This window comes from Paenibacillus gyeongsangnamensis (assembly GCF_027533625.1).
Classification (GTDB): Bacteria; Bacillota; Bacilli; order Paenibacillales; family NBRC-103111; genus Paenibacillus_G; species Paenibacillus_G gyeongsangnamensis.
Genome location: NZ_JAQAGZ010000011.1, coordinates 66000 through 91182 on the forward strand (window position 1 = coordinate 66000; position 25183 = coordinate 91182).

Annotated in this window: 23 protein-coding genes and 2 pseudogenes; 11 read left to right on the plus strand and 14 right to left on the minus strand. The window is 52.3% G+C overall.

All coding sequences use genetic code 11. The features are described 5' to 3' along the window. Positions 1–114: 114 nt before the first annotated feature. From clpP to O9H85_RS17630, 3 genes are all read right to left on the minus strand, one after another. On the minus strand, positions 115–711 hold the full coding sequence (gene clpP, locus O9H85_RS17620) for an ATP-dependent Clp endopeptidase proteolytic subunit ClpP (RefSeq protein ID WP_269882740.1): 597 nt from the start codon (positions 709–711) through the stop codon (positions 115–117). Between the two features lie 36 nt (positions 712–747). Beyond that, positions 748–1656 carry an RNA polymerase sigma factor gene (locus O9H85_RS17625; protein ID WP_269882741.1) on the minus strand — a complete coding sequence of 303 codons (909 nt, stop codon included), beginning with the start codon at positions 1654–1656 and terminating at the stop codon, positions 748–750. Positions 1657–1851: 195 nt separating this feature from the next. Next, positions 1852–2046: a hypothetical protein gene (locus O9H85_RS17630; RefSeq protein WP_269882742.1), complete on the minus strand. Its 195-nt coding sequence runs from the start codon at positions 2044–2046 to the stop codon at positions 1852–1854. A 32-nt stretch (positions 2047–2078) separates the two neighbouring features. On the opposite strand from O9H85_RS17630, the gene O9H85_RS17635 reads away from it, so the two are divergent. Both O9H85_RS17635 and O9H85_RS17640 read left to right on the plus strand, forming a co-directional pair. After that, positions 2079–3227, plus strand: a complete 1149-nt coding sequence (locus tag O9H85_RS17635) for a glycoside hydrolase family 36 protein (protein ID WP_269882743.1) — start codon at positions 2079–2081, stop codon at positions 3225–3227. Positions 3228–3301: 74 nt separating this feature from the next. Next, on the plus strand, positions 3302–3898 hold the full coding sequence (locus O9H85_RS17640; protein WP_269882744.1) for an AAA family ATPase: 597 nt from the start codon (positions 3302–3304) through the stop codon (positions 3896–3898). A 310-nt stretch (positions 3899–4208) separates the two neighbouring features. On the opposite strand, the gene O9H85_RS17645 is transcribed toward O9H85_RS17640, so the two are convergent. Both O9H85_RS17645 and O9H85_RS17650 read right to left on the minus strand, forming a co-directional pair. After that, complete coding sequence (locus tag O9H85_RS17645; RefSeq protein ID WP_269882745.1) at positions 4209–4430, minus strand: hypothetical protein; 222 nt, start codon at positions 4428–4430, stop codon at positions 4209–4211. 230 nt (positions 4431–4660) lie between these two features. After that, positions 4661–6688, minus strand: a complete 2028-nt coding sequence (locus O9H85_RS17650) for a hypothetical protein (protein ID WP_269882746.1) — start codon at positions 6686–6688, stop codon at positions 4661–4663. A gap of 187 nt (positions 6689–6875) precedes the next feature. On the opposite strand from O9H85_RS17650, the gene O9H85_RS17655 reads away from it, so the two are divergent. Further along, positions 6876–7802, plus strand: coding sequence for a hypothetical protein (locus tag O9H85_RS17655; RefSeq protein ID WP_269882747.1), 927 nt, complete (start codon positions 6876–6878; stop codon positions 7800–7802). 55 nt (positions 7803–7857) lie between these two features. On the opposite strand, the gene O9H85_RS17660 is transcribed toward O9H85_RS17655, so the two are convergent. Beyond that, positions 7858–10158, minus strand: coding sequence for an ATP-dependent DNA helicase (locus O9H85_RS17660; RefSeq protein WP_269882748.1), 2301 nt, complete (start codon positions 10156–10158; stop codon positions 7858–7860). A gap of 149 nt (positions 10159–10307) precedes the next feature. On the opposite strand from O9H85_RS17660, the gene O9H85_RS17665 reads away from it, so the two are divergent. The 3 genes from O9H85_RS17665 to O9H85_RS17675 all read left to right on the plus strand — a co-directional run bounded on the left by O9H85_RS17665 (position 10308) and on the right by O9H85_RS17675 (position 12313). Then, positions 10308–10568: a YkgJ family cysteine cluster protein gene (locus tag O9H85_RS17665; protein WP_269882749.1), complete on the plus strand. Its 261-nt coding sequence runs from the start codon at positions 10308–10310 to the stop codon at positions 10566–10568. Positions 10569–10753: 185 nt separating this feature from the next. After that, entirely contained in the window at positions 10754–11035 is a 282-nt protein-coding gene (locus O9H85_RS17670; protein WP_269882750.1) for an ArsR/SmtB family transcription factor, read from the plus strand. 81 nt (positions 11036–11116) lie between these two features. Further along, positions 11117–12313, plus strand: a complete 1197-nt coding sequence (locus tag O9H85_RS17675) for an MFS transporter (protein WP_269882751.1) — start codon at positions 11117–11119, stop codon at positions 12311–12313. A gap of 81 nt (positions 12314–12394) precedes the next feature. Here O9H85_RS17675 and O9H85_RS17680 read toward each other — a convergent pair whose 3' ends face one another. Next, positions 12395–13648, minus strand: coding sequence for a mannosyltransferase family protein (locus tag O9H85_RS17680; RefSeq protein WP_269882752.1), 1254 nt, complete (start codon positions 13646–13648; stop codon positions 12395–12397). Between the two features lie 172 nt (positions 13649–13820). Here O9H85_RS17680 and O9H85_RS17685 point away from each other — a divergent pair, with 172 nt between their 5' ends. Both O9H85_RS17685 and O9H85_RS17690 read left to right on the plus strand, forming a co-directional pair. Next, complete coding sequence (locus O9H85_RS17685; protein ID WP_269882753.1) at positions 13821–14834, plus strand: glycosyltransferase family 2 protein; 1014 nt, start codon at positions 13821–13823, stop codon at positions 14832–14834. Positions 14835–14837: 3 nt separating this feature from the next. Continuing rightward, the gene (locus O9H85_RS17690) at positions 14838–15314 is read left to right on the plus strand and encodes a GtrA family protein (RefSeq protein WP_269882754.1); all 477 of its coding nucleotides are present in this window, start codon (positions 14838–14840) and stop codon (positions 15312–15314) included. A gap of 31 nt (positions 15315–15345) precedes the next feature. Here the strand turns inward: O9H85_RS17690 and O9H85_RS17695 are convergent, their stop codons facing one another. The 3 genes and pseudogenes from O9H85_RS17695 to O9H85_RS17705 all read right to left on the minus strand — a co-directional run. Next, positions 15346–16080 carry a M50 family metallopeptidase gene (locus tag O9H85_RS17695; protein WP_269882755.1) on the minus strand — a complete coding sequence of 245 codons (735 nt, stop codon included), beginning with the start codon at positions 16078–16080 and terminating at the stop codon, positions 15346–15348. An 89-nt stretch (positions 16081–16169) separates the two neighbouring features. Next, positions 16170–16838, minus strand: a complete 669-nt coding sequence (locus O9H85_RS17700) for a rhamnogalacturonan acetylesterase (protein ID WP_269882902.1) — start codon at positions 16836–16838, stop codon at positions 16170–16172. Beyond that, positions 16839–18306, minus strand: a pseudogene (locus O9H85_RS17705) (rhamnogalacturonan lyase); the annotation flags it as partial. Positions 18307–18351: 45 nt separating this feature from the next. Here O9H85_RS17705 and O9H85_RS17710 point away from each other — a divergent pair. Further along, complete coding sequence (locus O9H85_RS17710; RefSeq protein WP_409348163.1) at positions 18352–19101, plus strand: AraC family transcriptional regulator; 750 nt, start codon at positions 18352–18354, stop codon at positions 19099–19101. A 10-nt stretch (positions 19102–19111) separates the two neighbouring features. On the opposite strand, the gene O9H85_RS17715 is transcribed toward O9H85_RS17710, so the two are convergent. Further along, complete coding sequence (locus O9H85_RS17715) at positions 19112–20422, minus strand: ABC transporter substrate-binding protein (protein WP_269882757.1); 1311 nt, start codon at positions 20420–20422, stop codon at positions 19112–19114. A 205-nt stretch (positions 20423–20627) separates the two neighbouring features. On the opposite strand from O9H85_RS17715, the pseudogene O9H85_RS17720 reads away from it, so the two are divergent. After that, positions 20628–20861: pseudogene (locus tag O9H85_RS17720) on the plus strand (VOC family protein); the annotation flags it as partial. A gap of 14 nt (positions 20862–20875) precedes the next feature. Here O9H85_RS17720 and O9H85_RS17725 read toward each other — a convergent pair. The 3 genes from O9H85_RS17725 to O9H85_RS17735 all read right to left on the minus strand — a co-directional run bounded on the left by O9H85_RS17725 (position 20876) and on the right by O9H85_RS17735 (position 24075). Further along, a complete protein-coding gene (locus O9H85_RS17725) occupies positions 20876–22150 on the minus strand; it encodes an ATP-binding protein (RefSeq protein ID WP_269882758.1) in 1275 nt (424 codons plus the stop codon). A gap of 105 nt (positions 22151–22255) precedes the next feature. Beyond that, on the minus strand, positions 22256–23809 hold the full coding sequence (gene spoVB, locus O9H85_RS17730) for a stage V sporulation protein B (RefSeq protein ID WP_269882759.1): 1554 nt from the start codon (positions 23807–23809) through the stop codon (positions 22256–22258). A gap of 92 nt (positions 23810–23901) precedes the next feature. Continuing rightward, the gene (locus O9H85_RS17735) at positions 23902–24075 is read right to left on the minus strand and encodes a hypothetical protein (protein ID WP_269882760.1); all 174 of its coding nucleotides are present in this window, start codon (positions 24073–24075) and stop codon (positions 23902–23904) included. Positions 24076–24225: 150 nt separating this feature from the next. Between O9H85_RS17735 and O9H85_RS17740 the strand changes: the two genes are divergently transcribed. Further along, entirely contained in the window at positions 24226–24933 is a 708-nt protein-coding gene (locus O9H85_RS17740) for a glycosyltransferase family 2 protein (protein WP_269882761.1), read from the plus strand. The last annotated feature ends 250 nt before the right edge of the window (positions 24934–25183 follow it).

Below are 25183 nucleotides of genomic sequence, written 5' to 3' on the forward strand. Positions count from 1 at the left end.
TCTAGCGGAATCAACTAGACCCAAAATTCTAACAAAGAAGCTTCCAAAGCCACTGTCAAGGTGGGGATGGAAGCTTCTTGCTCTGCTAATTCAGCAATCTATGTGGGGCATAGGTCAGGACACGCCGGGAACGGACTGAACCACTTTGTCCACGATGCCGTACTCCACAGCCTCTTCCGCGGACATGTAATAATCGCGGTCCATATCTTTATCGACCTTCTCGATCGGCTGGCCGGTCCGCTCCGAAGTAAGCTTGTTTAGCGTCTCGCGGATGCGGATAATGCGCCTTGCGCTGATCGCGATATCGCTTGCCTGTCCTTGTACCCCGCCGTGAGGCTGATGGATCATAATCTCGCTGTTCGGCAGCGCGAGCCGTTTTCCTTTGGCTCCGGCCAGCAGCAGAATCGCTGCGAAGGAAGCCGCCATGCCGGTCACGATCGTGGAAATGTCGGGCTTCACGAACTGCATCGTATCGTAGATGGCAAAGCCTGCGGATGTGGATCCCCCAGGGCTGTTGATGTACAGATGGATATCCTTCTCCAGATCCTCCGCCGTCAGGAACAAGAGCTGCGCAATGACGGAATTCGCCACGTTATCGTCAATCGCCGAGCCGAGAAAAATAATGCGGTCCTTGAGCAGCCGCGAATAAATATCGTACGATCGCTCTCCCCTGCCCGTTTGTTCGATCACGTAAGGAACGTAAGTGCTCATCGTTGTAACCTCCTTTGATGATGTGCCGCTGTAGTTTTAGGCGGCCATCAGAAGACTGCGCGGGGACATCCCGCTTGAAGTGCCCGGCTTATTGACGGCAGCCGAGCCGGTAACCGCCGGCAGAAGGTCGGCCGGCGACGTCTCATCGTTGAGCAGCCGGATCAGAGCGGAGAAATTATGCTGACGGAACGCCTGCAAATAAGCATAGACAACCTGCTCGTCAACTTGAGGGCGGTCCTTGGAGGTCGGTTGAAGACGCCTGTCCGGGGTCTCGGCTCCCCTGCCGCGGATCGTCCTTAGCTTCTCTCGCGCCCGGTGCAGACCCGCTTTGACGGCGCCTTCCGTCGACCGGATCAGCATCGCCGTCTCCGCTGCGGTGAAACCGAGCGTATCGATAAGCAGGAGAATCACCCGTTGACGCGGCGGCAAATGCTCGACCAACGCTTCGATGGCGGTTCGCACCTTGAACGGGTCTTCGCTCTCCTGCGCAGGCTCGCAGAGCCCGGCTTCACCGCTGATCAGATCCGCTGCGCGGCGCTTCCTGCGGCAGCGGTCAATCCATGTATTCCGGGCGATCCGGCACAGATAGGCTTTGGACATGTCTTCGCGGGACGGGTCGCGCAGAAACATCCCGTACGCCTTCAGCCACGTATCTTGCGCCAAATCGTCCGCTTCCCACGGACTTCGCGCGAGAAACCGGCAGTACGTCTCCAGCGCGGAGCGGTAAGGCTCGATCAGCGCAGCGAATCGCACGGACTCCTCCGGACCCGGCTGCAGCTTCGATTCATTCGCTGCCGGTTTCTTCATACGGTCCGTCATCGCCGGAACGGCAGCCGGGTCCGCCGTATCCAAGCGGAACGCCGTTTTCTCCGGACCGCCTCCTCTTTTCCCATCCCGGCGCCCCGCTTTCGCAGATTTGCGCTCAGCGTCGATTATCGTCGGCACGTTCTCCCTCCTCACCGGTTCTGCATCAGCTTGTGAATTCACTATATATACGATTGGCGGCCGCGTAAAGATACGGTGCGGGCCGATTTTTTTCTCTGCGGCAAACAGCCCTGCCTTGATGCTGAAGCCCCTATAATTAAGCTGTATCGGACAAAAACAACTGACTATACGACAACACACCACTGCGATGCAGCGCTATACTTGGACTGTAAGATGCTTATACGGATCGCTAGCCATAGCGAAGGTGGGGATTTCCATGATGGGTATCGATTTCTTGAACAAGATGGCTGCCGGCGTAAGGCTGGCCGATGACAGCATCGCTCCGCCCGCAGCGGTTGCGGTTGACAAGCGCTGGGCGGATGAACGGATGAATACGGCCGTGACCAACACTTCGGATCAGCCGCTGCGAATCAATTCGTCCGATGACGGACGAAGGGTTCTACGAGAATGCCCGCGCGATGAAAGAACGCATTCCCGAGCTTCAGCGGGTGCAGATCGACGGAGGCTATTCCATCGCCAACGGCGATTTTCTGCTCCCAAGACCTTCCCTCGGCGCCGATCTGAAGACGATCAGCGACGGCATCCGCGAGGCCGGTGTAGAAGCCGCAGGCTACCTCTCCCCGTTCATTGTGGATCACAATTCCAAGCTGTTCCGGGAGCATCCGGAATGGCTCGTCCATGACGAGGAAGGGCGTCCCTTCAACGAAATCGGAAGAAAGCGCGAATGGTATATGCTGGACGGTACGCATCCCGGAGCACAGGAATACTTGCGCCAAGCCGTCCGGGTCATGCACGACGAATGGGGCTGGCGCTACTTCAAGCTGGACTTCCTCGCCTACGGCGCACTGCCAGGAAGCGTCCGGTACGACCGGAACGCCACAAGAATCGAAGCCTTCCGCAGAGGCATTCAAGCCATTGTGGACGAGGTCGGGCACGACAGCTTTATTCTGGGCTGCAATGCGCCTTTCTGGGCGATCCTCGGACTGGTGCATGGCAATCGGGTGACCAATGACGCCTACCGGGATTGGAAGCATGTCGAGGGCAACGCACGCGAGCTCTTCTGGCGCAACTGGCAGAACGAAAAGCTATGGTACAACGACGCGGATGTCATCATACTGGAGCCGCTCAACTTCACGAGTCGGAATGCAAACGGCGACATCGTGGAGAAGAAATCGTCCTTGACCGCAGCCGAATTCGATTTCCATAAAGCCTTTATCATGGCATCGGGCGGCATGATTCTAAGCGGGGATTTGATCTACGGCTTGACGGAGAGCAATTTGAAGGTGCTCAAGAAGCTGCTTCCTCCGATAGGCAAGGCGGCCCGGTTTGACGATACGGAATTTAAGGTCGGCCGGATCGATCTCGGGGACAGACAGGTGCTGTGCCTTTTCAACTGGGAGAACGAAACGAAGTCCATCAGTGCGCCGCTCGGCGGGAGCTTCCAGGTGTACGATTATTGGACGGATGAGGCTCTCGGAACGTTCGAGGGGACGCTGAAGCTCGATTTTGCCCCGCATGAAGGCAAGGTCGTCTACTATCGGCAGAACTCCGAGCACATCGGCAGCGCTTAACATTCATTTGCTCACCACTCCCTCCTTTGTATATGATCAGAGCTAGGAACTGCACATTGGAGGTCAGATCAGCCATGGGAAAATTGGTGTTCTTCATCGGGCCGGCCGGCGCAGGCAAAACGACGCTGGCCAAAGCGCTCGCCAGGCGGCGTAAGGCGGCCTTTTTCGATATGGATACGCTGCTGAGGCCGGCCGCCGAGACGATAATGACGATGTCGGGGCTGGATCCGAACGACCGCGACTCGGCCGTATACAAGCTGCGCTGCAGGGACCTCGGCTACCGCATCACGATGGACGCGGCGCTCGAGAATGCTCATCTCGGTACGGACGCCTATGTCGTCGGACCGTTCACAAGAGAAAGCGGAGAGCCGGATTGGCTTGATCGTGAGCTCGCCCGCATCGGAAGCCCCGCATTCGTCGAGGTGAAAGCTCTGTTCGTCTACTTGCCGGATCAGGAGCTGTACCGCCGCCGGATTCAGGAGAGAGGCTCCGTACTGGACGTCTGGAAGCTGGAGCACTGGGCGGAGTTTAGCCGTTCACTGGAACGGCGCGACATCCGCTGGAGCCTGCCTTGCGATTCGATCCGGTATTGGGACAACTCGCCGCCGCTGTCCGAAGACCGGCTGAATGAGCTCGATGCTTTTATTTACGGCCAGCCTTGTCAAGCCTGATGATGCTGTCGTCGCCCGTTTTCTCTTACCGCTCCTGCTCGAACGGTCTTGCCTCGTACCTTAAAGAGAAGAGGCCTGCCGGCGGCAGGCCTCCAGATTGACGAGAAACCCTGATATACTGAAAATGCCAAAGGTGAGGTGGGGTATCCCCTGTAGGAGCGATAGCGACCGCCTTTGTTATCGGAAAATGACCGCTGTTTAACGGATTAATTGAAAGTTTACGGGTAACAACAGCGGCCGGAAGGAGATACCCCACCGGGTACCAAAGGCAGATTTTTCTGTTTCATGGGTTTCTCTACAGCCTAGAGGTCTAACGTCCGTACGAACGAAGCTTCGGATTGCTTCGCTCCTCCTGCCCGTCTTCCTTCTCGGAAACGAACAGCATGGTCATGCCCAGGACGAACATCGTCAGGACATGGATCAGGACGATGAAAAAGGATTGCATCATCAGGAAATAGACGGTGCTCCCAATCGTCAGTATCATCAGCATAAACAATCCTGTACCTAAAGCTCGGGCGGTTCGCGGTTTCATGTGGAGACCTCCTGTCCCAAAGTCTCTATATTCCTATTCGCGCTCGCACGGTTTCAGAAGCGCCGGATCCATAATGGCCGGTAGTGCTTACCACTTCACGGCGCCATCCACCATTCCGTCATGTGAAGCAGCGTACGGAATATTTCGGCTGCTACCCCTCCGAGCTGCGGGAGAAAGTCAAGACGCAAGTATAACGCCGAAGCCGTTCGCGGCTCCGGCGCTACGTTTACTTATGTCTCATGGGCTCCTATGCTTCTTGGCGCGTCCACCCCGAGCCTATCCTTCAGCTGCTGCAAATACAAGCTTCTCGGCTCCACATGGCGGCCGTGCGATTCCCAATAGGCATCCGGGCCCCGGTTGCCGCCCGGGTCCTTCTTCCCGATATGCCCGATCGCCCAGTTCTGTGCGGTCGGAGGCTGATGCGCCACCAGAGTGCCCTCCGTATTCCAAGCCACGTAGTTGGCTCCGGCCCAGCCATGGCCCGACCCCATATTGAGCCGGTTCATCAGCGAGATTAGATCATGCACGTTGTCGTACAAGCCGCCTATCGACCAGCGGTGGTGGGGTTCACTCCAGGTAAGCGGTTGCTCGCCGATACAGTCCAGAAATACATTGGGTCCTGTCACCCGGGAGCCGAGCGTAAAGCCGTGGCGGTTATTGAGCGCAAAGCAGCGCTGAACGAGGGCCGATTGACCGATTAAATAAAAGCCGTAGCGTCCGACGTACACCTTCGTCTCGTAAAACGTCCGTCCGGTCGGGTCATAGCCCGGGCCATTATAATATTTCCTGTCCGCCACGAGGCTGGAGCAATCCTGGATCGTCACCCACTTGGAGCCGCGCCCGGTACGGAACGCGCCGTTCGTGCCGTTAAAATGCTCGGCGGTCACATTCCGTACCCAGGCGTTCTTGAGATAGTCGAGATCGACGAACCCGTCCGCATGGCGGGTATCGTCCACTCCATCCGCATTCGGCTGCCAGTAGGCAATGGCCCGCAGGTGCTCGACCCCGACTTCGCCGATCCGTCCGGGGTCATCGAACTTCTGAAGCGTCCCGCCGCCGTAACGGTTCTCTACCGCGTTCACCAAGGAGGAATCAAGGGTAACTTGATGACCCTCGACCCTGATTACGACAAGCTCGAATTCCAGGTCAAACGGAGTCCATTGGGTAATGCTCCCTCCGTCCTCCCGCGGTGGAATCCGGTCCATGCCGATCTCGCCGATCCACTCTGCGTTCCCGGTCCGGGTCAAGATGACCTGATCGCCTTCCCGGAATGCGAACGGCTCCTCGAGCCGAAACGTGTTCACCCCCACGGGTACATAGGAATCCGCTATGCGGATTTCCGTTTCCGCCTGCTTCAGCCTAACCCTCCGTTCATCCCCATGCAGCTTGAGCAGCCTTCTTCTCTCGCTTCCGGTTGCCACCAGCACGGTCGTTTTCTGCGCAGCGAGCTCCTTCTTCAATTCCTCCAGCGTCTGGCGCCGGTCCGGGTCGTACCAGAGACGGCAGGGGTCGCCTTGGCCTTCGCCGCGGAGCACGATGCCGCCTGTACGGATTTCAAGCTGTCCGGCAATCTCGTACACCCCTTTCTTGAGCAGGACGGCTCCGCGAATTCCCCGCTCGTCCGCCGGAAGCCGGGAAATCCGGTCGATGGCTTCCTGGATATGACTCGTATTGTCGCCGCATACCGGATCGATCGTTACCCGGACCGGTACCTCCGGAAGCCCGATGCCGCCGCCGCGGTAGCCTGCCCCCGAGAAGTCGGGAAGGCGGTTGCCGCGGTAATCCGGCACATAGGCCAGGCGACCGCCCCTATCCGTAAAGGCAGCTCGGCTGTTACCGGCCGGAATTTCATCCGTGCCAAGAACAGTGAAATAAAAATGGCTGTCTTCCAGGTTCCATCCATCCCTGCTTACGACTTCAACCTCGACCTTGAAGCTTCCGCACACGGCTGCATCCGCTTCCAAAGGGATTACTGTTAACGGCTCGCCGGACATTGCATGAGCGGACACTTCGATGAGCTCCTCTTCTCTCCCGCTGCGTAACCAGCGAAGAACGGCTTTACTCCCGGCAGGCGCCACAATCCGAATTTCTGGCATGCGGCGCCCATGGCCGATCCAGGCCGGATACCCGATTCGGCATTCCATCTCGGGATGATGCATGGCAATGACCGTTTCCTCTCGGATGCCGGCGAAATGCGTTTCGTACCCCATTCGTTCTCTTCCCTTCGTTTCAACTTTGTGCGGTTCCTTATGCATCATACCTTGACTCCGGGCTTCAGGTCATATCCGAAAGTCATGTTTTTTTGTCCGATTCTCATCTATTAAGGATGATGCATTTCCTTTTTAAATTTGAAGATTTTATGAAGTCCCTTCCAATCTCTGGAACTCGTCCGAATTGTATAGACGGGCGTTTGCGTCCAATATAAAGGGATAAGGAGCCGAATCATTGAAAAAGAATTCTTGGTGGATGAAGGGAATCGGTCGAACGGGAGGTGCCTTGCTCTCCTGTCTGATCGCAAGTCAGATGCTGACGGCCGGAGGCTTGCTGCCGGGAGAGACGGCAAAGGCCGAGGCGGCCGCACCCGCGAAGGTGAGTACATGGATGTGGAATCCGTACGTAATCGGCAATGAACGGGAAGCTACGCTTCAACAGCTGATCGACCATAAAGTTAACCAGGTTTTTCTGTTCATTGACCCTGAATACCCTGCTGAATATTACAGCCGTTTCATCCGTGAAGCGGGCTTGCATGGCATCGAGGTGCAAGCGCTCGACGGAGCGCCGAATTGGGTGCTGCCGGAGCATAACAAGAAGATGTATGCATTTATTTATTGGGTGAAGCAGTATAATGCCAAGGTCCAGCCGGAAGAGCGATTCACCGGCATCCACCTTGACGTCGAGCCCTATGTGCTGGCACAGTGGAGGCAGGATTCCGATAAGGTCATGGGCCTATGGATGGACACGGTCAGCGGCTTCGCACAGGAAGTGAAGGCCGAAACCGGACTGACGGTCGCTATGGATATGCCGGTCTGGGCCCATCTCTTCCAAGTCCGGGACGGAGCGGGGGGAAGAACGACGCTCTCCAATTGGATGATCCGCTGGCTCGATCAAGTTACACTGATGTCTTACTCGGACAATGCCAAGGACATCGAAGATTCCGTAAAGATTGAAATGGCGGAGGCAGACCGGGCCGGCGTTAAGGCGCAGGTGGCGGTCGATACGGTGGACAGCGGGGAGGACGGCACCTTCTACGGCAAAGGCACGACTGCCATGAACCGTGAATTGAATGCAGCCGTTGCTTCGCTTAGCAGTCACTCTTCCTTCCGGGGGTATAGCGTGCATGCATGGGACAACTGGCGGAAGCTGAGCCAATAACAAGCAAAGCTCAGCCCAAGGCGGTGCAGGCCGCATCAGGGCTGAGCTTTGTTTGTTAACGGAAACGAACGACCTCGTAATGCCGCCATTCATAAGGCAGCAGCTGCCGGTATTTCGGCTGAAGGAACCGGTCGTCCACGAGCATCAGTACGCCTCGGTCCGTCTCGGATCGAATCAAACGTCCTCCGGCCTGCAGCACCTTGTTCATGCCGGGGTACACATAGGCGTAGTCGAAGCCGTCTTTTCCCGACTCGTCGAAATGGTTCTTGATCAAGTCACGCTCGGGGCCGATCTGAGGCAAGCCTACGCCGACCACTGCAACGCCCGTTAACCGGTCCCCTACCAAATCGATGCCTTCCGAGAAAAGGCCCCCCATAACCGTGAACCCCGCGAGGGTCTCTCCATTCGATTCCTGGAACGCGGCCAGGAATCGTTCCCTTTCCTCTTCCGTCATACCCGGCTGCTGCACCAGCACCTCCGCATTTAGCGTTCCCAAGTCGATCGACTCCAAGACCGAGTTCATGTATTCAAAGGACGGGAAGAAGATCAAATAGTTGCCCTGCCGTTCCTGCACCAGCTTCCTCAGCAGCGCGGCAAGCGGCTCTCTGGTCGCTTCTCTGTCCTTAAACCGGGTCGACAACGGCTGAATACGCACCTCCAGCTGGTCGCGCGAGAATGGGCTCGGAACGGATACGGCATAATCGTCGTCGCTGCCTCCGAGCACATCCTGGTAATAAGGCAGGGGAGACAAGGTCGCGGAGAAGAAAATTTTGGCTCGGTATCCTTTGGACATCTGCCTCAGCTGCTGTGACGGATCGAGGCAGAACAGCTTCAGCCGGACATCGCCCCGCTCCCGCTCCGCATACGTTACATAACGCTCGTCGTAAAGCTTAGCCGTCCGGAGGAAGGCCTGCGCGGCGAAGTAGGTGTCGAGCAGCAGAGAGCCGGACGCTTCCGCCGGACCTGACAACAGCGCCAGCTCCGCCTCCGCGGCGAACGGCCCGAGCAGGTCCGCAAGCTCGTGCGGCAGCTCTTTTGCCGTCACCGATTTTTCCCCGTCCAACCGCTTCCGCAGCCCGATAAAATAATCGTTCACCAAGCGGGCCGCTTGGCTTAACGGCTTCCGAACGTCCTTGAACTCCCGCTGCAGCGCAAGAAAATCCGACTTCCGCAGCTCCGCCGAATACATCTCTCTTGCCCGGTCGGGCAAATTATGCGCCTCATCGACGAGCAGCGCCGTTTGCTTCCGCTGTTCCTCAAACAACCTCTTCAATGAGACGCGCGGATCATACACATAATTGTAATCGCAAATGACCGCATCGGCCGCGTAGGCCGCCTCCAGCGCGAACTCGAACGGACATACCCGGTGCTTGCGTGCATACGGCTCGATCACTTGCCGGGTTATCGTCGTTTCATGCGCCAGCAAATCCAGTATCGCTGCGTTGATCCGGTCATAAAAACCGTCCGCGTATTCGCAGTGTTCCTTGGAGCAGCGCATCTCCTCTTTGAAGCATATCTTCTCCTTCGCCGTGATGGCGACGGTTCTCAGTCTGAGCCCTTTCTCCTCAAGAAGGCGGAATGTCGCTTCGGCGGCTGTACGAGCGATCGTTTTGGCCGTAACATAAAATATACGCTGCAGCCTGCCTTCTCCGATCGCCTTCACCGCAGGAAAAATCGTCGACACGGTCTTGCCGATCCCCGTCGGCGCCTTGGCGAACAAGCTTTTGCCGTCCGTAATCGTCTTATACACCGCACCGGCCAGCTTACGCTGTCCTTCCCGGTAAGAATCGAACGGAAACGGAAGCTGCCGGATACTCTCGTTCCTGGCCTCCTCCAGCCTCCGCTTCAGGGAGGCGAACGGGGCATAGGCCTTGAGCAGCTCCATCATAAACGTTGCCAGCCCCTCCGCGGTTTCCGTTCTCCGGAACTGCCGCAGCTCATCCGTTCCGACCCGGACATAGGTCAGCTGCACCTGAATCCGCTTCAAGCCTTGCCGCTCTGCCGCCATATAAGCATAACAACGGGCTTGAGCCCAGTGGACGGGATGTGCGTCCTCCGTGAGTTCGGCGAGGTCCCGTGAGGTCGATTTGATCTCGTCAATCAGAACGTCACCTTCATTCGTGCGCAGCAGCCCGTCGCAGCGCCCCTCGATGATGTAACGAAGTCCGTCCAATTCAGCCTCGGTTTGCAGATAAACCTCTTTCTGATCGGTATCTTTGTAGGTTTTCTGCAGCTTCTGGTGGGCTTCCGTTCCGTCGGTCAGCGTGCTTGCGCGATGAAATCCCGATTCGATGCTGCCGCACCGGTATACATATTCGACCAAAGTTCTTACGGATATTCGAATGGCTTCTTCCATCGGTTCCCCCATCGGATCACTTGTTCGCTTTTTCTGCTTCGGTCTATTATCTCATAGCTTAAGAAACAAGAAAAGTCCGGGCTTGCCATGACGGCCGACCCGGGCTGTGATATAATTCGGAGAACGTTACGGAATGGAGGCGATGGAAGGTGGAATGCCGGATCGGATGCGCCGCCTGCTGTATAGCCGTCTCGATTTCTTCCCCGATTCCGGGAATGCCTCTAGGCAAGCCCGCGGGCGTCCCCTGCGTCCAGCTTACGGCGGACCGGCGCTGCCTGTTGTTCGGCAAGCCCGAGCGGCCTGATGTATGCGCGAGCCTGTCGGCCTCCGAAGAGATGTGCGGCAGCACGAATGAAGAGGCTTTTGCTTACTTGGAAGCGTTGGAGCGGGCTACGCGCCCTTCGACCTGATGCGGCGCAATATCCTTTACGAATTGCACTATTTTTCGACTCTGGGTTATGGTAATCTTCCCCTCTCCATTTTCTATGATTGGCTTGGACAAGCTATCCAAATTCCCTCTTTACTTTATTTGATGCGTGTGATAACTTTATTTCAATACATTTAGAAATATAGAGACAATGAAGGTGAATAACTGATGGTCGAAGAAAACGTTGAACTACGCCAAGCCGTCAAGATCTATAAAGCGCTGGGAGAACCGACTCGTCTCAAAATCGCACTGCTCCTGATCGAGGAGAAAAATTTGTGCTGCTCCGATATCGGCAGCAAGCTGGAATCGGTCGCAGGCTCGACGCTCTCCCATCATTTGAAGCAGCTGACGGATAGCGGCCTCTTGAATCTGCGCAAGGACGGAACGTACATCTATTACAGCGTAAACCGTGAAATGGCTCAGAAGTATGCACCTTATTTGTTGAAATGATTGAAGGTGGCTTTTTCCGCCTTTAATTTCTATATTTTTAGAAATATAAAAATATTGTGAAGCTGAGAGGAGCAAGAAACCATGTCCAACGCTTGGAAAATTTACATGCTGGCCGCCGTCAGTTTTCTCGTCGGAACGTCGGAGTTTATTATCGCGGGGATTCTGGATAAGGTGGCGGCAGATACCGGAGTACCTGTTTCCTCGGCGGGGCAGCTCATTACGGTATTTTCACTCGCCTATGCTTTCGGCACTCCTTTTCTAATGGCCGCTACGGCCCGCTTGGAACGTAGGAAGCTGCTGCTCTACTCGCTTGGCGTATTCGCAGTCGGCAACGGTATCGCCGTCGTGCTGCCCGGCTTCGGATTCCTTATCGCCTCGCGGATTATCCTTGCGCTGAGCACCGGCGTATTCGTAGTAACCGCCTTGAGCGTAGCCTCGAAGATGAGCGCACCTGAAAAACAAGGCAGCGCGATCGCCACGCTGGTCATGGGATTCAGCACCGCCTTGATTATCGGCGTTCCTCTCGGCCGTCTGGTCGCTTCGGTCTATCATTGGAAGACGATATTCGCGGGCATCGGCCTGCTGGGGCTGCTGGCGATGCTCCTCATCTCCTTCACGATTCCGCACACGGAAGGCGAAGAGCCCGTACCGCTCGGCCGCCAGCTGGCGCTGCTCAAGAACCCGAGAATCGCCGTCGCTCTGCTGATCACCTTCTTCTGGATTGCCGGCTATTCCATCGCCTACACGTACATTTCGCCGTTTCTTATCACAGTTACCGGCATGAGCGAGCAAGGTGTGAGCGCCGGGTTGTTCGCCTTCGGCATCGCGAGCCTGATCGGATCCAAAGTCGGCGGCTTCAGCACGGACAAATGGGGAGTTCCCCGTACACTGATCGGAGGAATGGCGCTTCATGCATTCGCGCTGCTTCTGCTGTCGCTTGCAGCCCATTCGCAGCTCCTCATGCTCCCGATCCTTATGCTGTGGGCGTTCTCGGCGTGGTCGTCGGGACCTACCCAGCAGTATTATTTAATCACCCTGTCTCCGGGAGCATCGGGGATTATGCTTAGCTTGAACAGCTCGGTTCTCCAATTCGCGATGGCTGCTGGCGCCGGCGCAGGAGGCCTAATTGTGGAGAAAGCCTCTCTGACCTCCATCAGCTGGATCGGCGCCGCAGGCGTCGCGGTTGCGGCCGGTACGGCCATCGCCTCCTTCAGGCTATCCCGTTCCCGCTCCCGTCTGAGCGCCAAGGAACGCACCCTGCAGGAAGCGGGAGCCTGAAGCAAAGCTTTAAGCGGCGAAGCTGCAGTATAGACACCATGCTGGAGCATTGCAAAGCAGATCTTCGTTTGTTCCAGCCGTTTATATTACGAAGTAATAGCCGTTGAAGTATCCGACGGTAATGATCACGTTCAGGATCATGAACAGCATTTGAAAGAACCGGAGTCCATTCTCCCGCTGGGCCGTTAAGCTTACCAAGTAGAGGTACAGCGGGATACATACCATCATGTAGCGCACCACGCTAACCATATAATAAGGCTGGCTTGAAAATGGGATGACGATCAGCATCGCACCGTACACATAAAACAGAAGCTGCCTCATATCCCGGATCAGCACCTTGAAATGGACAATGAAGTAAAGCAGATAAATCGCAAAAACCGCCGTCGATACCACGAAGGCGATCCATCCGTTATCCCAGCCGTCCGGCGTGGAGAAATACGGATACTTGAGATACTCGTAATAATTTTTAAAGGGCCATGTCTTGTAGCGGAACCAATGCAAGCTCTGCTCGTGAAACGGCGCCAAATAATCCCCGGAAACGGATTTCATATGAAGCAAATACAACCCCATCGGCACAATGGATAGTCCCCCGAGCAGCACAAGCTTGACATATCTTCTCGTGAAGCGAAACCCCTCGTCCAGGCAAAAGCTGCCTGCCACAAACAGCAGATTAACGACCCCGGGAACCCTCGTTACCGTCGACAGCCCTGCCGCAAGAAAAGCCAAGGCATACCGTTTATTGGTCGCATAGTAAACGGATATGGAAGACAGCAAGAGGAACAGGCTCTCCGTATAAACGACGGAAAAGTAAAGCGAAGATGGATATAATAGCAAGAGAAATACCGCCGTTCCCGCTTGCGGTTCCGTCAGTCCCCTCTGCCTGCAGATCAAATAAAAGAACAACAGGGCAACGTACAAGAACAAGTTGGATAAAATCAGCCCTATGGTGAGTGGCTCGAAGAACGGCACTGCCTTCCCGGCTAGAGAAATAAGCAAAGGGTACAAAGGAAAAAACACCCAGTTGGCAGCCGTATGCGGTTCATCGATGTTCACCCGGTCATAGCCTTCCGTTGCGATTCTCAGGTAAGAATAAGTATCGAACTTCAGCAAATCGCTAATCGTCGGCTTCTTCGTCTCCGCCAGCGGCTCCGGCAGCTTGAGCTGCCTTGAATGGAAGCTGTCTGACGGGTTATTCTCATAGACCGGCATCACGTTGTAATCGTTGAACAGATTCATTCCGACATAACCGGTGAACAGCGTAAGCACGCGGCTAAGAATCAGCAGCAAGGCAATCGAAATCATGATTTTATGGTTTAGACGCAGCTCTGAGCTCAACCTCTCCACCTATCCTCTCTCTAATTCTACATAATAGATCAAATCAAACAAAGTTTAATGTTAAAATTTTGTAAATATAAGATTTAATTCCTTATTTCGATATAATGGTGTTGATAGACCCAAATCATGGGCATTGTTCGTTATAGTTATCGAGGATGGGAGTCGAGAAGCGGTGAAGCCTCAGCTGTTAACCATTGTGGTGCCCTGTTACAACGAGGAGGATGTGCTTCCGGAGACCGTACGGCGGTTAAGTCAAGTTTTGTCCGGGCTTATGAAGGAACAGTTGATTTCCGCTGAAAGCAGAATGCTGTTCGTCGATGACGGAAGCCGGGACCGTACTTGGGAGCTCATTGAGCAATTCCATCAAACCAATCCTTACGTGACCGGTCTGAAGCTCGCCAAAAATGCGGGACATCAGAACGCGCTTCTTGCCGGTCTGACGGCTGCAAAGACGGTGTCGGATTGCGTCATTTCCATTGATGCCGATCTTCAGGACGATGTGGACGTCATGCGCGAGTTCGTCATTCAATTTCTTGCGGGCTACGATGTCGTATACGGAGTCCGGCAAAGCAGATCCGCCGATACCTGGCTCAAGCGGACGACCGCCCAAGGCTTTTACAGGCTTATGCACGCTATGGGCGTGAATATCCGTTATAACCATGCGGATTACCGGTTGATGAGCAAGCGCGCTTTGGAGGCGCTCGGCCGCTTCCAGGAAGTGAATCTATTCCTGAGAGGCATCGTCCCGCTAATCGGATTTCCTTCCACAGAGGTTTATTACAACCGTCATGAACGGTTTGCCGGAGAATCCAAGTACCCGTTAAAGAAAATGCTGGCGTTTGCCTTCGAGGGCATTACCTCCTTCAGCGTAACGCCGATCCGTTTCGTAACGCTTACAGGCTTCGCCATTTTTGCATTAAGCCTGCTCGCCTTTGTGTACGCTATTGCAGGCAAGCTGTGGGGAACGACCGTATCCGGTTGGACCTCCCTTATTCTCTCTATCTGGTTCATCGGCGGCGTGCAGCTGTTAGCTCTTGGACTGATCGGGGAATATATCGGCAAAGTGTACAAGGAAGTCAAACGGAGGCCGCTGTACGTGGTTGAAAAAGAAATGCTTCTGACCCCGGCAAGTACGGCATATCGCCAAGCCGCCGCGGCGGTACAGCCAGCCAAGAGGCAGGTGTAATCCGTGTCCGCGCTGCTTCGGCACAGCTTCATCCGGTTTCTCATCGTCGGCTTGCTGAACACGCTGGTGGGCCTCGGGATCAGCTTTTTCTCGTTCAATCTGCTGCAATTCAATTACTGGGCGTCAACGTTCTTGGGGAATACGACCGGAGCCGTTGTAAGCTATGTTTTGAACAAAAAATTTACCTTTCGATCGCAGATCAGCATACGCAGCAGCTGGTGGAGGTTTGTGCTCGTTATCTTAAGCTGTTACGGCGTTTCTTACGGGGCAAGCATCGGATTGGCGCAAGCGTGCATCCGGTACTTCCCGCAGGTACCTGCCGGATGGCTCCACAACGGCGCTATCTTCATGGGCAACGTATTGTATACGATCAGCAATTATTTGGGTCATAAACACTTCACTTTCCGGTCATCAATAAGTAAAAAAGCCGGCAACCCTATGAACGGCGAAGCCGGCGTGACGGAACGGTCAACGATGTAATGGAACCACAATAAGCGCTTGTACTTCATAGCTAGCTGGAATAATTGATGGCCATCCAACTGATCAAATGAACTGCATCCGATTTAATAGCTCTTATGAGCTCAATGAATTTTAAATAATAATCGTCGGCCATACCTGCGTAAATCAAAATACTGTAACCGACAATAGCAATAGTGGAGACAAGGAATAATCCCCCCCAGACTAACGAAGGAATCAAAGTCATTTGAGAAAGCGATGATGCATCGCCTGCGTTTCTGTAATCTTTAAAGCTTAACGTGAACACAACACACGAGCTCTTAATAGAATTCACCAGCGATATGCTCATTACCACAAAAATCAACCATTTTACGTCCATATCGTATTTGATTAATAACGATAAAATAAGCAAAACGGACCCTGCCCAAATTAAACTAAACAAATCTCTCAGCCACAAAATAATAGTTACGGCTAACATCATTGCCAGAATCCAATAGCAAGCAGCATACTCGTTATTTAGAATAAGATAAATCATAAAGCATGGAAACAAAGCGGAGAACGGATATCCGGATATAACGGTGAAAAATCGGCCTATCCAGCCTCTAGTGCCCGTGAGCGCAAAACCGCTTGTATCCGTATTTAACTTAATCTTATATACCTTTCCGCCCGTTAACAGCGCAAAACTAGCATGCCCCCATTCATGGACAATGGTATTTATTAAAGACAAATATTTGTTTAGGAAGGGGATTTGAGTAATGACGATAGAAATTGCAACTAATACGTAAATCATATGCTTTCTCCTTCATGAATGCGCTCATCTATATATACTATTACATCCATGTAGGAGAAGGCAAAAGGCAGGTCGTACATTGTACGAGTCTATGGGGTCTCATTAACATAGATGGAGATCGGGATCTGCAACTCCTTAACTCCTTGCATAACAAGCCTCGCAATATGGTCGGCGCCCTTTTCGGTAAAATGGGTGCAATCCGTGCCGTTAGACGAGATCATGAATAACTCCGCTGCTTCATCGTATCCCAAAGAACGGTATAATGCCAAGCTTCGATCCATTAAGTCAATGAGCTGCACCTGTTCCTCCTCGGCCACCTGTTTCATTGCAGCGCAATAATCGGAGAAATCGTTAAGGAACGTCCCCTCATGATAATGCAATCTTCCCACAGGGGTTAACAGGATCGGGATGGCGCCCCATTCCTTTGCTCCGGCCGTATACATTTTCAAGTAAGTTTTATAGCTGCCAAAGGGCTCGGTATACCTCTCCGGCTTGCTTGCGGTCGAATCGTTATGGCCCATTTGAATGAACAAATAGTCGTTCTCTTGAAGAACGTTCAGAATCTCCTCAAGCCGCCCTTCTTCTACGAACGTTTTCGAGCTTCTTCCGCCGATGGCTTTGTTGATGAAACGGACATTTCCGGTGAAGTATCGACTGATAAACTGCCCCCATCCCGCTTGCGGCGCGGATTCGGCTTTATACGTCTGAACGGTGGAATCACCGGCGATATAAACGGTCAAGGTTTGCTGTTCCGGCATCGTGAAAATATTCGGAGGAGGCGGATTCTTCATGCCTTCACCCAAATAAAATCCGGTATGCGGCGGCTGATTATAAACCGTGTTCTGCCAAGCAATGCCCAGACGGTAAACCGGGTCATGCATCAGCGTATGGATCCGGTGCTCGGTCGGAACCGTTGTCGAATAGATATGAAGCGCACGGCTGTCCGCCGTTCGCCAGACGACCTCCTCCCTCCAGTCTCCGAACAGATCCGCCTGCAGGCAGGGAGTCGCTTTCGTTCCGTTATTGGAAACACATTCTTCGGCCGTCAGAAGATTAACGGTTCTGGAATTCACATAATCCCATTTGTCGATCCGATTCTGATCCAAGAGCTCCCTAAGCAGGTCACCGTCCCACCAAATGGCAAAGTTTGTTGAAGAAGGCAGAATGTCGCTGTTTTCCCCGGCACAGTTATAAATTCCGCCTGCTGCGGCCGGCCAGAACTCCTCCCCTTCATATCTCGGATCAATATCGGCCGAAGTGCCTCTGCCGGCATCGCGGGTAATGGGCATACCCCACAGCAGCTCGCCCGTTGCGGCATCATGCAGCTCAACTCCTGCTTCTTGAGGCTTTTCATGAACCTGAAAAACCTCCAATCCGGGTCTCTTTGGATCCAGATTCCCGACATGCATCGCATCCCCGTGTCCAAGCTCCGTCGTGTAAAGTCCCTGCCCGTTGTGATCGATCACGCAGGAGCCGAACACAATTTCATCTTTTCCGTCCCCATCGACATCGGCGACGCTCAAATTATGATTGCCCTGACCCGCATAACCGGCATTGTTACTGTCAAAGGTCCACACCTTGGTCAGCTGCCCGTCTCTCCAGTTATAGGCAGCCAGCACCGTTCTCGTGTAATAACCGCGGCACATAACCAGACTTGGCCTTACTCCGTCCAGATAGGCAACGCAGGCAAGAAACCGGTCTACCCTGTTTCCGTAAGCATCCCCCCAGTCAGTCACGCTGCCTCTGGGAGGATCGTACTCCATAGTAGCCAAGGCTGCTCCCGTCAATCCGTCAAACACGGTCAAAAACTCCGGGCCGTCTAAAATGTATCCGTTCTCGTTTCGATAATCCGCGGCAGGCTCGCCGATGACCTTTCCCGTTCCGTCAATGGTTCCGTCCGCCGTTTTACAGGCCACTTCGGCTTTTCCGTCGCCATCCAGATCATAGACCATGAACTGGGTATAATGGGCCCCCGGCACGGATGTTCCTGCCGAGATCGATTCGCCAGAGCAGAGTGCCGTCCAGCTTATAGGCATCCAAGTAAACATTCCCCGTATACCCTTTATGCGCATTATCTTTGGAATTGGAGGGATCCCATTTTAAAATAATCTCATACTGCCCCTCCCCGTCCACATCTCCGGCGCTGGCGTCGTTGGCGCTGTAGGTATAGGCTGTACCGTCAGGAGTCACTCCGCCTTCCGGTATTTGCAGAGGGACGCTATGATAACCGATGCCGTCCATCTTCCTTTTTATGTGTATACGGTAGGCGGTATGGAAAATCAAACCCCGGTAAGCCGTCCGAACGGTTACCTCCATTATGTCTGGCTGCATACGATCCGGGGACAAGGGAAGCTGATTCTGGACGGAAAAAAACACCTGCTTGCTCCGAATACCGGTGTTGTTCTATTTCCCGGCAGTTCTTATGAATATGCTTCCGTCGAGGAGCCTTGGGAAACGCACTGGGTGGCCTTTCAAGGCTTCGCGGTTCACCCCTTCCTCATTCAAAATGCTATTTCGGATTCAAAAGTATTTACCTTTCAAAATCTTGGGCGGCTTGACCATCACATCCATGAGATCTTTCTGTCCGCATTGACAAATCATCCCGAGAACGGACTTATCAGCTCAGGCAAGCTGTACAGTTTTTTGGTCGAATGGATTCAATGCATTAACAGGGAACGGCAGCAGTCGGGTGAATCCGCCTACCATCGAGTGCAGCCGGTCCTCGCTTACATGGAGCAGCATCTCGGCGAGGACCTGTCGTTGGAAGAGTTGGCTGCGGTGATCGGCTCTTCCCCTCAATATCTGTGCCGCATGTTCAAACAGTCCATCCAAATGAGCCCGGTCGGTTACTTAATCCGGCTTCGTTTGCAGAAGGCAAAAGAGCTTTTGCTCGAGAATGGCGATATTTCCGTATCCGAGATTGGGAGGAACGTCGGTTTCCATACCTCCAGTTATTTCTGCTCCGTATTTAGACAGCATGAAGGCATTACGCCTCTCGAATTCCGAAAATCCCACCGCTAAGCGAATGCATTTATTTAGCGGCTTTTGAATCTTGAATCTTCTTGTTTGACTGCTCTTCAACGCTTCGGAAGGACGAATTGATATCCATTTTACCTAAAATAATGTCCGATGCCGCACGTACATAAGGCGATTCGGCCACATTATCGTATCCGGTTTTTGGCGAGATCGGCGCAAACTTGTTGTAGAATGCGGCATTAAAGTTTTTACCTTTAAATATGCTTTCCTGACCAAATACTTTCTTGACCGCATCGTTATTTAGTATTGGCATTGTTCCTGTTTTGGACAAATGGGCTTGTACTTCCTCCGTTATCAAATATTTAATGACCTCCATCGCTTCATCCTTATGCTTACTGGTTGAAGTGACGCTGAAATAAGCCGGATAGGCTTGAGCTCCGATTCCCGGCTTCTCTTTAAAGGTCGGCAAAGACACCATATCCCAATTCATAGCCTGAAATTCATTCGGGAAATAGAAAAGGTATTGGGTAAGCCACGCAAACATGGCCAATTCTTTATCCTTATAGAATTCCTCCCTGTAGAGCATCCCGTCCTTATGAGCCCTCATGTACTCCTTGTAGCCCGATACTTGCCCGGGAGCTACGAAGAGAGTTTCGTACAGGTTCTTCCATTCCGGACTGCTGTTTATGGTGACCTTTTCCGTCTTGGGATCGACATAGGGCAGCGACAGCTGATTCATTCTCAGAAGGTGGGTTGGCGACGTAGATAGTCCCACGTACTGCTTCACTCCGTCATGCTTCGTCACTTGCTTGGCCAGCTCAGTCGCTTCATCCCAGGTCATGCCGTCCTTTGGGTAAGGCACTCCGAATTTATCAAAAATATCTTTGTTGTAAAAGAGAACCATACTGGTATTGCTTACGGGTACCCCGTACATTTTACCGCCGGAAATGTCTCTCATGGCATCGACTGAGGTTTTTTCCAGCAAACCCAGATCCACGCCGTGTTTCTTGATTAAATCGGTCATATCGAACTGCAAATTGTAGTCCATTAAACCATTGATCACAAGCCCGACGGGCGCGAAAAAGAGGTCGATTGGTTTGCCGGCCGCTATTAATTCTTTAACTCCGTACGTTTTGGAGGCTTGAATGTATTTAATCGTGTAATTGGGGAACTTTTTCCGAATCAAGTCTCCGTACTGTTGATTAAAGCTGTCCTCCGGAATGCCATCCATCGAGAACACGGACAAGGTCACCGGATCATTGCTTTTCACAGATGTCTCGACGACACTTGAACCGGCACAGGCTGTTACAAGGACGGATGCCGTCATCCAAAATGCCGCTAGGGATATTGCTTTTCTAAACAACATGAGGACCCCCTTTCGTTTGATATGTAGTCCATGGTATTCCATTTTTGTAAACGCTTCAACATTAACATATTGTCTAAATATCAGTATCTTAAACTGCTATGCTGCTCGCTCTCCCGCTTCAAACGATAAAAAACCTCGCGAAAGGAACGCGAGGTTGGACCGGAGGTGAATCGGCTGGCCGGTAGCAGAACTGGAGAAGCATTGCGGACTAACACTGATGGCCATCGATAACAGCACCCAGTACGAGCATCCCTTCACTCCCGCTCTTTCCCTGTTCGTAACATGCGATTCGGAAGAAGAAATCCATCGCATCTTTGAACAGCTGTCGCAAGGCGGCAAAATCTTAATGCCGCTGGACGCTTCTCCGGTTAGTGAGAAATTTGGCTGGGTTGAAGATAAATACGGGGTTTCCTGGCAGCTGAACCTTGACAAAAGCTGATTTCCCGCTGAGCTTCAAGCTTCATTCGTGAATTGGCCGGACATCGGGAACGAAATCGTATATTCCGTTCCCGTCCCTGGCTCGCTTTTGATATCGATCGTCCCGTTCATTTTCTTGATAATCCCGAAAGATACCATCGTCCCGAGTCCCGTTCCTTTTTCTTTGGTTGAATAGTACGGGGTTCCAAGCCGATTGAGCTGCTCTTTGGTCATGCCTGTCCCCGTATCGGTAATGTTCAGCAGGCACAGGTCTTGATCGCGGCTTACTTTGAATTGCAATTTTCCTCCGTCCGGCATAGCTTCTACGGCATTCTTCCCCAAATTCACCAACGCTTGATGGAGCTTGGATTTATCTCCGATAATGACGATCGGATTCTGATCCAAGGCTACTTCCAACTCAATATTGTTGAAATTGGCATATGTTTGCAGCACCTTGGACACATAATCCGTTTCCACGTTCATGTCGATGCTTTCGATTTTTTCGAGGTCGGGCTTAGCCAGCGACAAATACTCCGAAATGATAAGCTGAGCCCGGTCTAATTCGGCCAAGCTGATTTGTTGATAAAACACTCTCCGCTCCTCGGTCAAACCGCCATCCCCCAGCAATTGGATAAACCCTCTGACGGAAGTCAGCGGATTTCTAATCTCATGTGCCACAGAGGCAGCCAAATCGCTGACGATCCTAATTTTCTCGCTTTTGATGATTTCGTCCTGCAAGGAAAAATAGGTATTGAGTGATTCTATAATGTAGATGCAGAATGCCGCAATGATGCTTTGCAATACATAAGTTTCAATCGTTTCTATCGGTTTATTCAACAGACGCCCCAGGTCGCCGATCCAGGATAGATAGATGAAGAAGGTTAATAATTTGACAGCCGTACATAGCGCGATCGTTAACGCAATCTTTTTAGCCGTGGTTAAGTCTTGATAACGCTTGAGAGAGAGAAGAATGAGAGCCAGACTGGGCAAGAACGAGACGGCGTAAATCACAGGGTAAGGACTTCCCATGGTATAACGGTACAACACCAATGCGGCATACAATAATATGGAAACGAGCGTTCCGCCGTATAGAGAACCGACCACGAAGGGAATGGAACGGAAATCATAAATTAATCCGTCTAAATTGAACGGAAGCGACATGGTAACGATGAGGGCAAACGAAAACAGGATGTACAATAGAAACCGGTAAAGTGTAACATTGCTCTTCGTTTTATAAATAAATTGATACAGTACCAACGGAGAAAAAATAAAAAAAATGTTTAGTAGGAAGTCTTTAAAAATACTAAGCATAAGGGCCCCCGGAGCAGCTCGGTTTGGTCTTGGTAAAACGCTTTGCCTCTCATTTCGACAGCTAATCTCAAAAAACCTTCCTTAATCGTCAATGGAATCACCACTTTACATGAAAAATTTATTAACAAAACCGCTTCCGCGGAGGCCCTTGTTTACAGCCCTAAGGGAAAGAAGATAGATGAGCAGCGATATGGCGATAGAGCCTGCCATGACCCACGGTACGGCGAAGCCGGCATGCGTCATGAATACATAAGCGGCATGGCCGCACACCGCCATAGCCGCTAAACAAAGAATCGTTTTTAAGTAATGGCGGGCATCCAGAGAGAAACCGACATAGGTCGAGATCGACAGAAAGTTGAGCACCGTGATAATGCAAATCCCGAAGTTGATCCCCGTAATTACACCCTTCATCCCCCACAACGAACCGAGGAAAAAGATAGCCGCCGCCTGAAGCACCGTACTTATAATAAAGTTCCACATGACGGTTTTGATTCTGCCGATTCCGAGCAATACGGCATGAAGCGGTTCTTCAAAATAATGCAGCAGATAGAATGGAGCCAGGAGCTTGAGCAGATTGCCGGCTTCCGGAGCATGATACAACACGGTCGTTAAAGGAATAGCCCACATATAGAGTATCATAGTGCAGGGAGCTCCGATCACATAGGCCAGCCGGATGGCTTGATCGATCCGCTGATGAATCAATCTGGGATTGCCGGTTGCACTTGCCTCACTGATGGATGGAATCAGTGCAGTGGATAAGGAATGCATAATGAAGGTCGGGAACACGAGCAAGGGGAATGCGCAGCCGACGAGCAAACCGTACTGCTTGGTCGCCACGGCCGTTCCGATTCCGGCCACGGCCAGACTCTTGATGACCAGCGCAGGCTTTACCGCTCTATAAATCGATTGAATGAAGCCCTGACCGGTGGAGGGCAATCCGATATGCAGCAGCTCATACAAGGTTTGTTTTTTACCTGGAAGCCGCTTAGGCTCAGCCTCCGCCGGTTGTCCTTGGTTTTTCTTTTGATGCAGAGCGTACATGACCATTAAATAAAGGAGACCCGCGCCTTCGCCAATGACGGTGCACAGAATGGCCCCCGCCGCCGCATACTCGATCCCGTAAGGCAGCAGCATCTGGACCAGTGCCACGAGCAGCGCCATATGGACAATATTCTCAATCACATCGGAGAGGGCGATCGGTTTCATGTTTTGCAGACCGCGGAAATATCCCTTAATGACGGAGGAAACGGCCACGAGGGGAACGATCGGCGTAATGGCCAGCAGCGCATAATAAGCTCTTTGATCCACCAGGATCATGTCTGCAATCGGCTTGGACGCGAGCAGCGTACCGGATGTCAGAAATATACTGATCGTGACCGTCACCGTTAAGGATACTTGTAAAATGCGTTTGACCTTCGCCTTGTCGTTCTGAGCTTCCGCTTCGGCCACCAGCTTGGAAATCGCGACAGGCAAACCCAAGCTCGTCAGCGTAATCATCATGGGAACCAGCGGGTGCGCCATCATAAGCAGCCCGATGCCTTCCGGTCCCAGCACCCGGGCCAATATAATGCTGCTAAGAAATCCGATCATTCTCGTGATAAAAGCTGCGGCCGTTAAGATAAAGGTACCCCGGACAAAAGAGGATTGGTGTTTGAGCATGCGCGCACATCTCCATATCTATAAGCTTATAGACATTTCTATTCGACAACGGGTCGATGTATGCGAACATGCCTTGAGAACGGAATCAACAGTTATTGCTGCGACTTGTATTTCTTGAAATTGAGTATTCCCGTAACGATGAACAGGAGCGAGACGAATATAAATCCATAAAGCTGAATCTTAGAAGTCGATAATACTCCTGCTGCCAAGAAACATACAGCCGTAATCCAATTGATGAAGCTGATGATTAAATACGTTTTTTTCAACGTAAACCCTCCTCTTTCCTACCAAAAGTATTCTAACATAATTGCACCGGGGCTAATAGAGCAATGCAAAGGTACCCGCCGACACCTCATGATCCGTTTATTCATATGCTTATCGTACATGCAAAGATTGTATACAACGGAGGGGATCCCGTGAGCCGGCGAAACCGGGGAATATCGATCATCACCTGTACGAATAGGCCGAAATTTTTCGATAATATCCTCGAAAATTATAAAAGGCAGCTTTATCCGATCAAAGAGTTAATTATCGTATTGAATAAAAACGGCATGAACTTGTCCGATTACCGTAAAAAAGCAAGCAAGTCCCCCCACGTTTCGGTATACAAGATGCCAGAAAACGTCTCTCTGGGAGCATGTCTGAATTACACGGTAAAACAGACGAAATACCCTTATATAGCAAAGTTCGATGATGACGACTACTACTCGAGACATTATTTATCCGAACAGAAGAAGGCCATGCTTCGATCGAAAGCGGATGTCGTAGGAAAAAGGGCTTTTCATGTTTATCTCAGCAGGAAACGGCTGCTTGTCCTGTTTTTGGCCAAAAAACAAAATAAATTCGTGAAATGGGTGACCGGCGGAACCCTCTTAGTAAAAAAGCGAGTCTTTCATACCGTTCGATTCCCCAACGCTTCGTTAAATGAAGACTTGGTTTTTGGAAAACGGTGCAGTGCGAAAGGTTTTAAAGTGTACTCCTCAAGTCCTTACAATTATGTCATGGTCCGCCGAAAAAACAAAACAAGCCACACTTGGAAAGTCAGCGACAACTATCTTCTATCCGGAAGCTCGATTGTCGCAAAAACGAATCGGTACCGCAAAATCGCCACTCGAGCATTCTAAATCTAGCAGATCGTATCTTCCAACATTGTCCGCAACGAATTCAATCAAAAAAATAAGGATTAGCGGTTGATCAAACTTACATTATGTGGTAATATGTAGCAATTAGTGGAAGGGCTTCTAGGGATCCGACGGCTGCAGATCGGCGGACGGGCGAACCAAGCGAAGTCAGGCGCGAGTCGGAGACGATAGCGTCACACCGTAGGGATAAAAGACCTCGGGCAAGTTCCTCCTTTACGGGCGGCTTGCCGGA